The sequence below is a fragment of the Streptomyces sp. MUM 2J genome, from assembly GCF_022414535.1.
Classification (GTDB): Bacteria; Actinomycetota; Actinomycetes; order Streptomycetales; family Streptomycetaceae; genus Streptomyces.
Window position 1 is genome coordinate 1 of record NZ_JADWYM010000022.1, and the last position, 13,737, is coordinate 13,737.

Here is a 13,737-nt window from a genome sequence, read left to right on the forward strand (position 1 = left end):
GCTCCCGGCCTGCCCGCGGCCGGCCGTCACCTCAGCGCGCCGTCCCGGCGGTGCCGCGAGACCGCCGAGGCCCTCGGCCTCGACGCCGCGACCGAGACCGCGCTGCGCGACCTGGACCTCGGCTCGTGGCGGGGCCGGGCCCTCGACGAACTGGCCACCGCCGAACCGGCCGCGCTCGCCGCCTGGACCACCGACCCGTCGGCGGCCCCGCACGGTGGGGAGAGCGTTCTCGACCTGTGCCGGCGCGTGTCCCACTGGCTCGACCGGCTCCCGGACGACGCCGGCCGCATCCTCGCCGTCACGGACGCCTCCGTCGCCCGCGCCGCCGTCCTGCATGCGCTGAGCGCGCCCCCGCACGCCTTCTGGCGCATCGACGTCCCGCCACTGGGCCGCGTCCTGCTCACCGGCCGCGCCGATCGGTGGAACCTGCGCATGGAGTGATCGGCGGGCGCCGTCGCCGCCGGGCCGTGGACGGGGCGCGGTCCCGGACGGCGCCGCGCGGGCGGGAGCGCTTCCGCACACCGCGGCGCGGACGGGAGGGTCCCCGACACCGGGGTGGGATCGCCCGGACCATCCGGACATCTGACCCCACAGGTCACCGTTCGGTCACCGAGCGGACTCAAAAAGTCACCGCACGCCCCTCGTGGCTTCGATGTGTCGTACTCCACACTGGGTTCCGGTGCCTGAGTCCCCGGAGCGCGGCCGACCCGTCCCCCACGGGTCGCACACCCCCGCGGTTCCGCCCATCGCCTACGGGACGGACAGCGGCGAGGCCGCCGACTCCGCCCCCGAAGTACCGCTGCCGAGCCCCTCAGCAGCGATCATCCTGGAGGTCGCCCCCGTGCAGACCCAGACCCTCAGCCAGACCCCCGGCGGTACCGTCGGCGGCACCGCCGGAACGGAGCCTGACGCCGAGTCGGACATGCTTCGCACGGTGGCTCCGCAGCCCCGCGTCGTGCTCCGTCCCGAGACCGCGGAGCCCGCCGACTCCCCCGCGGGGGTGCCGGAGGCCGCCGACAGCCCCGGGCCCGTCGAGCCGCCGCCCGCGCGGGCCGCCGAGACCGGCGGGCCGTCCGCGGACCTGTTCCGCCAGTACCTGCGGGAGATCGGGCGCATTCCGCTGCTCACCGCGGCCGAGGAGGTCGACCTCGCCCGCCGCGTCGAGGCGGGCCTGTTCGCGGAGGAGAAGCTCGGCAGCACCCCCGACCTCGACAGCCGGCTCGCCCATGACCTGGACCGGCTCGTCGTCATGGGCCGTATGGCCAAGCGCCGCCTCATCGAGGCGAATCTGCGGCTCGTCGTCTCCGTCGCCAAGCGGTACGTCGGTCGTGGCCTGACCATGCTCGACCTCGTGCAGGAGGGCAACCTGGGCCTGATCAGGGCCGTGGAGAAGTTCGACTACGCGCGCGGCTACAAGTTCTCCACCTACGCCACCTGGTGGATCCGCCAGGCCATGTCCCGGGCCCTGGCCGACCAGGCCCGCACCATACGCGTCCCCGTCCACGTCGTCGAACTCATCAACCGGGTGGTGCGGGTGCAGCGCCGCATGCTGCAGGAACGCGGACACGAGCCCTCTCCCGAGGAGGTCGCCGACCAGCTCGACCTGCCGCCCGAGCGGGTCGGCGAGGTCCTGCGGCTCGCCCAGGAGCCGGTCTCCCTGCACGCCCCGGTGGGGGAGGAGGACGACGTCGCCCTCGGCGACCTCATCGAGGACGCGGACGCCGCCTCACCCGTGGAGTCCGCCGCCTTCCTGCTGCTCAGGGAGCACCTGGAGGCCGTGCTGTCCACCCTCGGGGAACGCGAGCGCAAGGTCGTCCAGCTGCGGTACGGCCTCGTCGACGGCCGTCCCCGGACCCTGGAGGAGATCGGGCGCATCTTCGGTGTCACCCGGGAACGGATACGGCAGATCGAGTCCAAGACCCTCAACAAGCTCCGCGACCACGCCTTCGCGGACCAGCTGCGGGGATACCTCGACTGACCGGGGGCCGCCGTGCGGCGGCCCCCGGTCCCGGGCCGGTCGCCGGAGCCTCAGTCGACCTCGGCCACCGCCCGCGCGAACTGCGCCTTGTACAGCCGTGCATAGGCCCCGTCCGCGGCCAGCAGCTCGGCGTGCGCGCCCTGTTCGACGATGGAGCCGTTCTCCATGACGAGGATGGTGTCAGCGTCCCGGATGGTGGAGAGCCGGTGCGCGATGACGAACGACGTGCGCCCGTGCGCGAGTTTCGCCATCGCCTTCTGGATCAGCACCTCGGTGCGGGTGTCGACGGAGCTGGTCGCCTCGTCCAGCACCAGGATCACCGGGTCGGACAGGAACGCCCGCGCGATCGTGACGAGCTGCTTCTCGCCGGCGCTCACGCCCGTGCCCTCGTCGTCGATGACGGTGTCGTAGCCCTCGGGCAGGGTGCGGATGAAGCGGTCGGCGTGGGCCGCCCGCGCCGCCTCCTCGATCTCCCCGAGGGTGACCTCGCGCGAGGCGCCGTAGGCGATGTTCTCCGCGATGGTGCCGCCGAACAGCCAGGTGTCCTGGAGCACCATGCCCACCCCGGCGCGCAGTTCGTCCCGGGACATCGTCGCGATGTCGACGCCGTCGAGGGTGATGCGCCCGCCGGAGACCTCGTAGAACCGCATCAGCAGGTTCACCAGCGTCGTCTTGCCGGCGCCGGTCGGCCCGACGATCGCCACCGTGTGGCCCGGCTCCACCTTCAGCGACAGGTCCTCGATGAGCGGCTTGTCGGGGTCGTAGCGGAACCGCACGTGCTGCAGCTCGACCCGTCCGAGCAACTCCGCGGGCCGCTGCGCGGGCACCGGATCCGCCTCCTGCTCCTCCGCGTCCAGGAGTTCGAAGATCCGCTCGGCCGAGGCGACACCGGACTGCACCAGGTTCGCCATCGACGCGACCTGCGTCAGCGGCATCGAGAACTGCCGCGAGTACTGGATGAAGGCCTGGACGTCGCCGATGGACAGCGCACCGGTCGCGACCCGCAGCCCGCCGACGACCGCGACCAGCACGTAGTTGAGGTTCGACACGAACATCATCAGCGGCTGCATGACACCGCTGTTGAACTGCGCCTTGAACCCGGCCTCGTACAGCGCGTCGTTCTGCTCGGCGAACTGCTTCGCCGACTCCTCCTGCCGGCCGAACACCTTCACCAAGGTGTGCCCGGTGTACATCTCCTCGATGTGCGCGTTCAGCGAGCCCGTCGACCGCCACTGCTGCACGAAGTGGGGTTGGGACCGCTTGCCGACGCGGGTGGCGACCAGGAACGACAGCGGCACGGTCACCAGCGCGACCAGCGCGAGGATCCACGAGACGTAGAACATCATCGCCAGCACACCGATGATCGTCAGCACCGAGTTGATGAGCTGGCCCATCGACTGCTGGAGCGTCTGCCCGATGTTGTCGATGTCGTTCGTCGCCCGGGACAGCACCTCGCCGCGCTGCCGCTTGTCGAAGTACGACAGCGGCAGCCGCGACAGCTTCACCTGCACGTCCTCGCGCATCCGGAACATGGTGCGGTTCACCGCCCGGTTGACCATCCGCGTCGCCACCGCCATCAGCAGCCCGGCGAGGAGGAATGTGCTCAGCGCCAGCAGCAGGACGTTCCCGACGGCGGTGAAGTCGATGCCCCGGCCGGGGGTGAAGTCCGTGCCGCTCAGCATGTCGGCGATGCCGTCGTCGCCGCTCTCCCGCAGGCCGTGCAGCACTTCGTCCCTGCTCTGGCCCGCCGGCATCCGCCTTCCGACGATGCCCGCGAACACCAGGTCCGTGGCCCGGCCGAGGATCTTCGGCCCGACGACGTTGAGCCCCACGCTGACGACCACACAGGCCAGCAGCGTGAACAGGGTGACCCGCTCCGGTTTGAACCGGCCCAGGAGCCGACTGCCCGACACCTTGAAATCCATCGAGCGGTTGTCGGGGCCGCCCCCGGCCATCATCCGCCCCATCGGCCCCGCCATCAGGCAGCCTCCGCTTCCGTCAGCTGGGAGAGCACGATCTCCCGGTACGTCTCGTTGTCCGCCATCAGCTCGTGGTGCCGGCCCGTGCCGACGACCCGGCCCTCGTCCAGGACGACGATCCGGTCGGCGTCCCGGATGGTCGCCACCCGCTGGGCGACGATCACCACCGTCGCCTCGGCGGTCTCCTCGGTGAGCGCGGCCCGCAGCGCGGCGTCGGTGGCGTAGTCGAGCGCGGAGAAGGAATCGTCGAACAGGTAGATCTCCGGCCGCTGCACCAGCGTGCGGGCGATGGCCAGCCGCTGCCGCTGACCGCCGGACACGTTGGTGCCGCCCTGCGCGATCGGGGCGTCGAGTCCCGCGTCCAGCCGCTCCACGAAGTCCTTGGCCTGCGCCACCTCCAGCGCGTGCCACAGCTCCTCGTCGGTGGCGTCGGGGTTGCCGTAGCGCAGGTTGGTGGCGACCGTCCCCGCGAACAGGTACGGCTTCTGCGGCACCAGCCCGACCGTGCGGGCGAGCACCCGGGGGTCGATGGTGGCGACGGGCACCCCGTCGACCAGGACCTCGCCGTCGGTCGCGTCGAACAGCCGCGGCACCAGCCCGAGCAGCGTCGACTTGCCGCTGCCGGTCGACCCGATGACGGCGGTCACCTCACCCGGGCGGGCCACCAGGCTGACACCCTTCAGCACCGGCTCCTCGGCACCCGGGTAGCCGAACCCGGCGTCCCGCAGCTCCAGGTGACCGTGCCGGCGCAGCTCGGTGACCGGCGCGATCGGCGGCACCACGCTCGACTCGGTCGACAGCACCTCCTGGATACGCTCGGCGCACACCTCCGCCCGCGGCACCATCATGAACATGAAGGTGGCCATCATCACGGACATGACGATCTGCATCAGGTAGGCGAGGAACGCGGTCAGGTCGCCGATCTGCATGCCGCCGCTGTCGATGCGGTGGGCGCCGAACCACACCACGGCGATCGACGACAGGTTGACCACCGTCATCACGATGGGGAACATCAGCGCGAGCAGGTTCCCGGCCCCCAGCGCCATGGCCGTCAGGTCGCTGTTGGCCTTGCGGAAACGCTCCTGCTCGTACTCGTCCCGCACGAAGGCGCGGATCACCCGGTTGCCGCTGATCTGCTCCCGCAGCACGCGGTTCACCGTGTCCAGCCGCACCTGCATGGCACGGAACAGCGGACGCAGCCGCCGCACGACGAGCGTCACGCAGATGCCGAGTACCGGGACGACGGCGACCAGCACGCCGGACAGCGGCACGTCCAGGCCGAGCGCCATGACGATGCCACCGACGCACATGATGGGCGCCGACACCATCAGCGTGAACGTCATCAGCGCCAGCATCTGCACCTGCTGAACGTCGTTGGTCGTCCGGGTGATCAGCGACGGCGCACCGAAGTGACCTACCTCACGCGCGGAGAACGACTGGACCCGGTCGAAGACGGCACTGCGCACGTCCCGGCCGAGCGACGAAGCGGTCCGGGCGCCGTAGTACACGGCGCCGATGTTGCACACGACCTGGGTCAGCGAGATGCCGATCATCAGGGCGCCGTAGGACAGGATGTAGCCGGTGTCCCCGTTGACGACGCCGTTGTCGATGATGTCGGCGTTCAGCGTGGGCAGGTAGAGGGTGGCGCAGGTCTGCAGGAACTGCAGCAGCACCAACAGGGCGATGGGTTTCTTGTAGGGCCTGAGATAGGTCCGCAGAAGTCGTATGAGCACGCTGGTCTCTCGGAGTCGGCGGGAGGGGCCGGGTCGGTTGCCCTTGGCCCCTATCGTCGGGCACTCCCCCCGCGTTACCTCAACCGAATAAGCCGGCGGCCCTGCGCGGTACGGCCGTACGGGTGCCGGTTCGCGGTCCCGCCCCACACACCCGTGCTACGACCGGAACGCTCCCGGATGGGTCTGCTCCCGCACCGATGCGAACTGCTGCCGCACCGCCTGGCCCATCGCCAGCTGCTCACCGGGGTCCAGCACCTGCGCCGCGGCACCCTGCCACAGCGGCGGCGTACGCGGGTCGAGGGCACCCTGCGACACACCGAGCGCCCAGGCCGCCTGCCGGGCGGCCCCGATCGCGGCGTAGTCGGCGGGCTGCGGTACGACGACCTGCGCACCGAACAGCGCCGGCGCCGCCGCCTGCACCGCGGGCAGCTCCGCCGCCGCGCCCAGCAGGAAGACCCGCCGCACCTCCACGCCCCGGCCGCGCAGCACGTCCAGCGCGTCACCGAGCCCGCACAGCATGCCCTCGAACGCGGCCCGCGCCAGGTGCTCCGGCTTCATCGACTCCCGCCGCAGCCCGGCCAGCGTGCCCGCGGTGTGCGGCAGGTTCGGCGTCCGCTCCCCCTCCAGATACGGCAGCAGCACCAGCCCGTGGGATCCCGGCGTCGACTTCATGGCCAGGTCGGAGAGGGACTCCAGGTCCGTCAGCCCGAGCAGCTCGGCGGTGCCGCGCAGGGTGCGGACGGCGTTCAGGGTGGTGACGACCGGCAGGTGCATGCCCGTGGCGTCGGCCAGGGAAGTGATCATCCCGGTGTTGTCCAGCAGCGGCTCGGGATGGACGGCCATCACGGAACCGGACGCGCCGAGCGAGACGACCGCGTCGCCGAGACCGATGCCGAGCCCGAAGGCGGCGGCCATCGTCTCGCCGGTGCCGGCCGAGATCAGCAGCCCCTCCGGGGTCGTGCCGGCCGCCTCCGCCGGTCCGATCACGTCCGGCAGCATCGCCTGGTGCCCGAGCGCCAGCTCCACCAGGTCGGGCCGGTAGGCGCCGGTCGCCGCCGACCAGTAGCCGGTGCCGGATGCCCCGCCGCGGTCGGTGGTGCGCCGCGCCGGCCGGCCCAGCAGCTGCCACACCAGCCAGTCGTGGGCCTGCAGCAGCAGAGCGGTGCGCTGCGCGGCCTCCGGCTCGGCCCGCGCCAGCCAGCGCAGCTTCGTCACCGGCTGACCGGCCTGCGGCACGCAGCCCACGGCCTGCGCCCACGCCTCGCGTCCGCCGAGCGCGTCCACCAGGTCCGCCGCCGCGACCTGAGCCCGTTTGTCGCCGCCGACCATCGCCGGGCGCACGGTGGCGCCCTGCGTGTCCAGCGGCACCAGCGCGTTCTGCTGCGCGGACACGCCGATGGCCTGCACGCCCTCCAGCAGCCCGCCACCTGCGGCCTCACCCAGGGACAGCAGCCAGGCCTGCGGGTCGACATCGCTGGGCCGGCCCGTGCCACCGCCGGCCGGCGGCTCGACCGGATGCGGGGCATAGCCCTGCCGGAGTACGGCCCCGGTGTCCGTGTCACAGACGACGATGCGCGTGAAATCGGGCGAACTGTCCAGCCCGGCGACTATCCCCATGCCGGAGATTCTGCCGTAGCGCGAGGCCTGTCCGGGCCGAGGGCGGGCTTCACCGCCTCGGCGCCCGCTGTCCGGCCGGTCCGCGGTCGGCGGCGGCGCGCCCCCCACTGCCAGGGGACGCCGCCGCGCGCCGCGCCGGACACCTCCTACGTGTTGCTGGTGCCCCAGTCGTCCTCGCCGCCGCCGTTGTGCGCGGAGCGCTCGCGCAGGGAGCGGACCCGCCCGGCGACCGAGTCGGGCAGGTGGTCGCCGACCTTCTCGCTGACCGCGTGGTACGCCCGGCCGGCGAACTGGCGGCTCTGCTGGGCGGCGCTCTCCGCGGTGTTGCGGACGGCCGGGCTCTGCGCGACCTGGCGCGCCGACTTCCTCAGCTGCTCGTAGCGCTCGCGGCCGGCCCTGGTGCCGAGCACGTATCCCAGGGCGAGTCCGGCGATGAACGTGAGCCGGTAGCGCATGGCGGCCACCCTTCCCTTGTGTCGGTCTGCGGTGCGGCATCGGTGTCGGGGGGAACCGATTGGCGGAGCACCCCCCTGCTTGCGCTAATGTATGTGTCGCAGCGAGCGAGCGCGCCCTGGCGACCACCCGGGTGGCACGTTCGACGCGATCGAGGCATTCCTCCGTAGCTCAATTGGCAGAGCAGCCGGCTGTTAACCGGCAGGTTACTGGTTCGAGTCCAGTCGGGGGAGCTCGGTCCTCCGTAGCTCAATTGGCAGAGCAGCCGGCTGTTAACCGGCAGGTTACTGGTTCGAGTCCAGTCGGGGGAGCTCGGTCCTCCGTAGCTCAATTGGCAGAGCAGCCGGCTGTTAACCGGCAGGTTACTGGTTCGAGTCCAGTCGGGGGAGCATGCTGAACGAGGACCCCTTGGGGGTCCTTTTTCATGCCTGGGGGAACCGCGCGGTCGGCGGTGCAGTCCTCCAGGTCAAGAAGGCCGTGCGAAGCCGACCATGCGAGGCAGGAGATCGTATGACCGGCTATGCTGCGGCACACGGCGCGCACACATGTACGCGACACGCCGCTATGGGGCGGTAGCTCAGCCGGTTAGAGCAGCGGACTCATAATCCGTCGGCCGTGGGTTCGAGTCCCACCCGCCCCACCAGTACAGGGCCGTGATCTGCGGAAACGTCTCTTCTGAGGTGTTGGAACGTCAACTCGGGCTCATCGGACTGAATCCGCTGCTCGTGACTTCGGCGGCGAGTTGACGGATGGGGGCAGGCGTTGCGCTGACCTGCGTGAATGCGCCGAAGCGTGGTTGGGGGGAAGGGCCCAGGAGCGGCCTCGACAAAGGGCCGGAGGCGTATTTGGGGACGCTGTGAGGACGCGGGTACGGCGAAGTCGGCCTTCGAGGTCGCCTCAGGGCGGGGTGCATGGTGCCGGCCCAGTGCTACATGGGTGCCTGGCAGGCATCCGAAGTGCGTCCTCGGCCACCCGGGACCGAGAGCAAGGGGTCACGAGCAAGGTCGACGAACGGTACGGGCCGCGGGTGAGTTCCCGGTTGGCCAGTCAATCCTGCGGCTCGGGCGCCCGGGCTTTGGCTGAGTTCTCGACAGGCCGTTGCCATGGGGCCGCCCTGTGCCTCATCGCCGACTGTGCGGCTGTGGAGGCTCTACGGCCTGAGGTCCATCGTGCGGACCGGCTGTCCCGTCGTGCGGGCGATGGTGTCGAAGTCGTGGTCGCAGTGGAGCAGTGTGAGCCCCGCTTCCTCGGCGGCGGCAGCCACCAGGAGGTCGACGGGGCCTGCGCTGCGGTGCTCACCCTTGGCGGTCAGCTGTTCCTGGACGGCGCGGGAGCGGCGGTAGACGCCGTCCGGCACGGGGCACCAGACGTAGTGGGCGTCGAGCGCCGTCTTCAAACGCGTACGGTCTGCGGCCGAACGGGCTGAGTAGAGGACCTCGAGTTCGGTGATGTCGCAGATCGCGACGAGGCCGGCGCCGATCCTGTCATCCCAGTCGGCCGTGTTCTGGCGGAGCAGGACGCGGGCGAGCGCGGAGGTGTCGATGAGGTAATCGGCGACGGTCACTCATGCGCTCCGGTGCCGGGGGTGGCGTCGGCCGTGCTCGTGGGCCGGTACCTGCTCTTGTCCAGGAGAAGGTCCATGTCCAGCGCGCCGTCGGTCACCAGCTCGCGGGCTTCGTCGAGTGCGCGCAGACGCCGGTAACGGGCCGTGACTTCCCGCAGGGCGGTGTTGATGGTCTCGCGCTTGGTCGTGGTGCCGAGTTCCTTGGCCGCTTCTTCCAGGGCCTCGTCGTCGAGGTCGATCACGGTACGGCTCATGGGCGCCCTCCTTTGTGTATCAACTAGAGTATACCAAGATACAAGATCTTTTATATATAGGTCAGTGATGAAGGCGTCTGCCCGCGGGGCCTGAACTGAACCGCCCCGGTTCGAATGGAGGCTCCGGACTGTCCCGAGTTGGGTGGAGTCGAGATGTGGCGCCCTGGTCGGCCGAGGCTTCCAGCTCGGGCCAGGACAGGCCGGGCCCCATGAAGTGGCCGTCGTCGGTGGCGAGGGTGAGAGTTTCCGTCCAGGCGGGGTGGGAGAGCAGGTAGTCGACGCCGTGGTCGCCTTCCAAGTCGCGATAGACGACGTGGAGCGCGTACCCGGAGTGCAGGTGCACGGTGAACGCCGGCCACTCGTCGGGGGAGGAGAGCGTCTTGTACAGCTCTTGAGCGTCGTCCCAGTCGGGGCAGAAGGCGGCGGCCTGTGCTTCCTCGCCCCAGAGGCTTGAGCCGAGGTGGCACGGCCAGAAGAGCGGCAGGTCGAGGAGCCTCGAACCGTCCACCAGCGGGCCGCCTTCGTCACCTGCGATCTCCAGCATGGGCAGATGATCGCACGGCGTTCTCCTCCGGGGCCGCGTCGCCGCTCTCCCGCCGCGTGCCTCGGCCCGTCGGGTTGCTCGCGTGGTCCGACAGTCCTGCCCGTGGTCGCGAGTGAGCGCGTGGGGAGTGACGACCACCCGCATATCCCTCCAGAATCAAGCTCAGCTCAGCGTCTTCAAGGCCGCCGCGTCATACGGCTTCAGTCCGTCGTGGCGGTCGGCGAGGATCTTGGCCGCCCACTGCGGGTCCTGGAGCAGGGCGCGTCCGACGGCGACCAAGTCGAACTCGTCGCGCTCCAGGCGGTCCAGGAGGTTGTCGAGGCTGCCCACCGGTGCGCCCTCGCCCTGGAACGCCTTGAGGAAGTCGCCGTCGAGGCCGACCGAGCCGACCGTGACGACCGGCCTTCCGGTGAGTTTCTTCGTCCACCCCGCGAGGTTGAGTTCGGAGCCGTCGAACTCGGGGAGCCAGTAGTGGCGGGTGGAGGCGTCAAAGACGTCGACGCCGGCCGTGGCGAGCGGGGTCAGTATGGCCTCCAACTCCTCGGGAGTCTCGGCGAGGCGGGCGCGGTAGTCCTGCCGCTTCCACTGCGAGTAGCGGAACAGGACCGGGAAGCCGGGGGACACTGCCTGACGGACCGCCACGACGATCTCCGCCGCGAACCTGGTGCGGGCCACCGTGCCACCGCCGTACTCGTCCGTGCGGCGGTTGGTGCCTGCCCACAGGAACTGGTCGACCAGGAAGCCGTGGGCGCCGTGGATCTCCACGCCGTCGAAACCGATGCGCTCCGCGGCGGCAGCGGCCTCCGCGAACGCGGCGGCGACGTCATCCAGGTCCTGCCGGGCCATGGCCTTGCCCGTGGGCTCGGCGCCCTCGGTGACAAGGCCGGACGGGCCGATGGCGGGGGCACCCGGGAAAGGGGGGTCGCCCTGCTTGCGGACCATCCCGACGTGCCACAGCTGCGGGACGATCGCGCCGCCCGCCGTGTGCACGGCCTCGGCGACTCTCGCCCAGCCCGCCAGCTGCTCCTCGCCGTGGAACCGGGGTACGCGATCGCTCTGCCCGGCCGATTCGTGGCCCACGTACGTGCCCTCGGTGACGATCAGGCCCACTCCGGCGGCAGCACGGCGCGCGTAGTACGAGCGCACGTCCTCGCCGGGGACACCGCCCGGGGAGAACATGCGGGTCATCGGGGCCATCACAATCCGGTTGGGGACGGTGAGACCGTTGAGGGTGATCGGGCGGGAGAGGATCTGGGCCGCGCGGGAGGCGGGCGTGGAAGCGGTCATGCGGGAGGCTCCTCGTGAGTGGTTCCGGCTATACCTGCTGTGTGCACGCGCATCGGTGCACCTTCTCGAAGAACTGCTGGTGACAGCTGAGCGCCGGCGGCCGCCCTGGTGGGCGTCCCGGGGGTGACGAGCGATGCCGGATCGGGATCCCTTCAGCGTGACGAGAAGGGCTGCTGCTGCCGTCGCTGACACGTGTTCAGGACTCCGGATCGGCCAGGAGGAGATCGACATCCACGCGGAAGCCACTGTCGTCCGTCTCGTGGATGTCGAACCAGTGCGCGAGAGCCTCGACGATGCACAGTCCGCGGCCGTGCTCGTCGGGGTCGGCGCACTCCGTCAACAAGCCGGAGGGGCGGGGCCGTCCGGTATCGGCGACCGCGATGTTGAGGACCGGTCGGTGCAGGGCCAGCCTGAGGGTCATTTCGGAGCGGCCGTGGCGTGCGGCGTTGGCCGCGAGTTCACTGACGATCAGCACGGCGGACTCCCGGTCTTCGGAGGCCACGCACCAGTGGTCCAGCACGCGAGAGGTGAAATCCCGGGTGCGGCGTACCTGGTCCTCGGCGGCCGGCAGCGCGAGCAGCGCCTGGTAGGTGGGCTCCGGGGCCGGCTCGCCGGGGAGAGCGGTCCGGACCGCCGGAGCCCCGTTGGGAAGCCTGGGACGGACCAGGGGTGCGGGGGCCTCGACGAACTGAGATCGGTGATACCTCATGGCCCCTCCTCGGCCATCCCCCGCGGGTGGCTTCCCCCGTTGGATGAAGCCTCTCAGGAGGGGGCGGGAAGGGACATGGGCGGCCTGCTGCCCCCGAGGGACACCGGTGGGCGCACAGCACACCGCTCAGTCGAGGCTCAGGCGCGCACGGCAGGCCAGGTGCAGTGCAAGGCGTTCGTCGGCGTTGGCCAAGTCCAGACCGAGGACCTGCTCGACTCTCGCGATCCTGGCGGCCACCGTATTGCGGTGCACCCCGAGCACCGCTGCTGTCTCGGTGAGCCGTGATTCGGCGTCCAGATAGGCCGAGACGGTGGCAATGAGGTCGCCTGGCTGATCCACCAGCGGCGCCAGAAGTTCCCGCGCGGCCGGCTCGAAGGTGTCGGTGCGGGTCCAGGCCAGCAACAGCTGGGCGAACCCGAGCCGGTCTATGTGCAGGAACCGGCCGACTTCCCGTCGGCCGCGTGCCAGACGTGCGGCGTCGGCCGCCTCCCCCAGGGAGAGGGCGAGCCCCTCCGCCCCGCCGTGCGCCCGGCCGACGCCCACGTGCGAGGTCACGAACCGGTTCAGCCTGCGCTGTACTTGGCGTAGGGCGGACACGAGTTCCCCGACCTCGGTCCGGGTCGGCTCGCGATCCAGCGTCACCCATGCCGACCAGCCGTCGGCCCCCTCCACGACCTGCGCATCCAGATTCTCTGCCCGCAGAGCGGCATGCACCTTGTCGCTGAGGGCGAGGATGTCGACCTCCTCCGCCACACCGATGCGCACTCCCACATGCCGGCCGTCGAGTCGCCAGCCCATCTCGGTGAGCCGACGCCTCAGCCCGGGTGAGGGCTCCGCCTCCAGGCGCAACAGTTCGGCGAGCAGTGAGGTCCGCAGGCGCGCCTCACGCTCCAGTTCGGTGCGTCGCGCAGCACGCCACCGTTGCAGGCCGGTAACCGCCACCGTGAGCACGTCCTGAACCGTCCGCTCCCATGTGGCGTCCTGGTGCTCGATCACCGTGGCGAGCCACAGGTCGGCGGCTGTCCCGAGTGCAGAGGGCACCGGTACGACCACGGTGACGGCCGTGCCGTCCCGATCACGGCGCGGCACGGGCGGGTGAGGGTCGAACCCGGGCAGGACCAGCGGGGCACCGGCGATCGATGCGCCGCTGCGGTCGAGGACCGCGACATCGGACCCGAGAAGGTGGGACACGGCCTTCGCGAGTTCCTCAGGCGCCCTCTGCTGCTGTGCGACGGTGTGATGGGCGGCGAGGACGAACCGCATCCGTTCGATATCCGGTGCTGCCAGCGCCTCCTGCGCCGCAACGGCGAGGTCCACGACGGAGTCGTCCTGGCTCCCGACGACGGCGATGGCCAGCCGGTCGGCCAGCAGCACGGTCGTGGGCAGCAACGGTGAGGCGGTCGGAAGCAGGAGGCCCGCGGCGCCCGCGTCGGACGCTTTGCGGAGGAGTACATCGATCCTCCAGTCCGACACGTCGCCCGCATCGACGGCCACGACGAGCGAGTTTCTGCCCGGTTGGCCGCGGAACCCGTGGACGAGCCGGACGTCGGTGATCTCCGCTTCGAGGTACGCGCCCCCGGCCAACGGGCGAACGTTCGACCAGGAAGGATGCGAACACA

General features: G+C 70.8%; 12 protein-coding genes and 4 tRNA genes. 6 read left to right on the forward strand and 10 right to left on the reverse strand.

What is annotated here, in order from left to right; translation table 11 throughout:
- Together I3F54_RS18610 and I3F54_RS18615 are read left to right on the forward strand one after the other, a co-directional pair.
- A partial coding sequence (locus I3F54_RS18610) for a histidine phosphatase family protein (RefSeq protein ID WP_240119949.1) occupies positions 1–441 on the forward strand: 441 nt, incomplete at its 5' end.
- Positions 442–679: 238 nt separating this feature from the next.
- Positions 680–1,978, forward strand: a complete 1,299-nt coding sequence (locus tag I3F54_RS18615) for an RNA polymerase sigma factor (RefSeq protein ID WP_240119950.1) — start codon at positions 680–682, stop codon at positions 1,976–1,978.
- A 50-nt stretch (positions 1,979–2,028) separates the two neighbouring features.
- Here I3F54_RS18615 and I3F54_RS18620 read toward each other — a convergent pair whose 3' ends face one another.
- From I3F54_RS18620 to I3F54_RS18635, 4 genes are all read right to left on the reverse strand, one after another.
- The gene (locus I3F54_RS18620; protein WP_240119951.1) at positions 2,029–3,957 is read right to left on the reverse strand and encodes an ABC transporter ATP-binding protein; all 1,929 of its coding nucleotides are present in this window, start codon (positions 3,955–3,957) and stop codon (positions 2,029–2,031) included.
- Positions 3,957–5,690: an ABC transporter ATP-binding protein gene (locus I3F54_RS18625; RefSeq protein ID WP_240119952.1), complete on the reverse strand. Its 1,734-nt coding sequence runs from the start codon at positions 5,688–5,690 to the stop codon at positions 3,957–3,959. Before I3F54_RS18625 ends, I3F54_RS18620 begins: the two co-directional genes overlap by 1 nt.
- A 156-nt stretch (positions 5,691–5,846) precedes the next feature.
- Entirely contained in the window at positions 5,847–7,307 is a 1,461-nt protein-coding gene (locus I3F54_RS18630; RefSeq protein WP_240119953.1) for an FGGY family carbohydrate kinase, read from the reverse strand.
- 146 nt (positions 7,308–7,453) lie between these two features.
- A complete protein-coding gene (locus I3F54_RS18635; protein ID WP_240119954.1) occupies positions 7,454–7,762 on the reverse strand; it encodes a YtxH domain-containing protein in 309 nt (102 codons plus the stop codon).
- A 158-nt stretch (positions 7,763–7,920) separates the two neighbouring features.
- Here I3F54_RS18635 and I3F54_RS18640 point away from each other — a divergent pair.
- The 4 genes from I3F54_RS18640 to I3F54_RS18655 all read left to right on the forward strand — a co-directional run bounded on the left by I3F54_RS18640 (position 7,921) and on the right by I3F54_RS18655 (position 8,403).
- Positions 7,921–7,993 (forward strand) — tRNA-Asn (locus I3F54_RS18640).
- A 5-nt stretch (positions 7,994–7,998) separates the two neighbouring features.
- Positions 7,999–8,071 (forward strand) — tRNA-Asn (locus I3F54_RS18645).
- A gap of 5 nt (positions 8,072–8,076) precedes the next feature.
- Positions 8,077–8,149 (forward strand) — tRNA-Asn (locus I3F54_RS18650).
- 177 nt (positions 8,150–8,326) lie between these two features.
- Positions 8,327–8,403, forward strand: a tRNA-Ile gene (locus I3F54_RS18655).
- A gap of 507 nt (positions 8,404–8,910) precedes the next feature.
- Here I3F54_RS18655 and I3F54_RS18660 read toward each other — a convergent pair.
- The 6 genes from I3F54_RS18660 to I3F54_RS18685 form a co-directional block, all read right to left on the reverse strand.
- On the reverse strand, positions 8,911–9,324 hold the full coding sequence (locus I3F54_RS18660) for a PIN domain nuclease (RefSeq protein WP_240119955.1): 414 nt from the start codon (positions 9,322–9,324) through the stop codon (positions 8,911–8,913).
- Positions 9,321–9,578 (reverse strand): type II toxin-antitoxin system VapB family antitoxin, encoded by a 258-nt coding sequence (locus I3F54_RS18665; RefSeq protein WP_240119956.1) that lies wholly within the window; start codon positions 9,576–9,578, stop codon positions 9,321–9,323. Before I3F54_RS18665 ends, I3F54_RS18660 begins: the two co-directional genes overlap by 4 nt.
- 61 nt (positions 9,579–9,639) lie before the next feature.
- Positions 9,640–10,122: a hypothetical protein gene (locus I3F54_RS18670; protein WP_240119957.1), complete on the reverse strand. Its 483-nt coding sequence runs from the start codon at positions 10,120–10,122 to the stop codon at positions 9,640–9,642.
- Positions 10,123–10,284: 162 nt separating this feature from the next.
- Positions 10,285–11,409 (reverse strand): NADH:flavin oxidoreductase, encoded by a 1,125-nt coding sequence (locus tag I3F54_RS18675; RefSeq protein ID WP_240119958.1) that lies wholly within the window; start codon positions 11,407–11,409, stop codon positions 10,285–10,287.
- Positions 11,410–11,605: 196 nt separating this feature from the next.
- A complete protein-coding gene (locus I3F54_RS18680; RefSeq protein ID WP_240119959.1) occupies positions 11,606–12,118 on the reverse strand; it encodes an ATP-binding protein in 513 nt (170 codons plus the stop codon).
- 126 nt (positions 12,119–12,244) lie between these two features.
- Entirely contained in the window at positions 12,245–13,702 is a 1,458-nt protein-coding gene (locus I3F54_RS18685) for a CdaR family transcriptional regulator (protein WP_240119960.1), read from the reverse strand.
- Between the last annotated feature and the right edge of the window lie 35 nt (positions 13,703–13,737).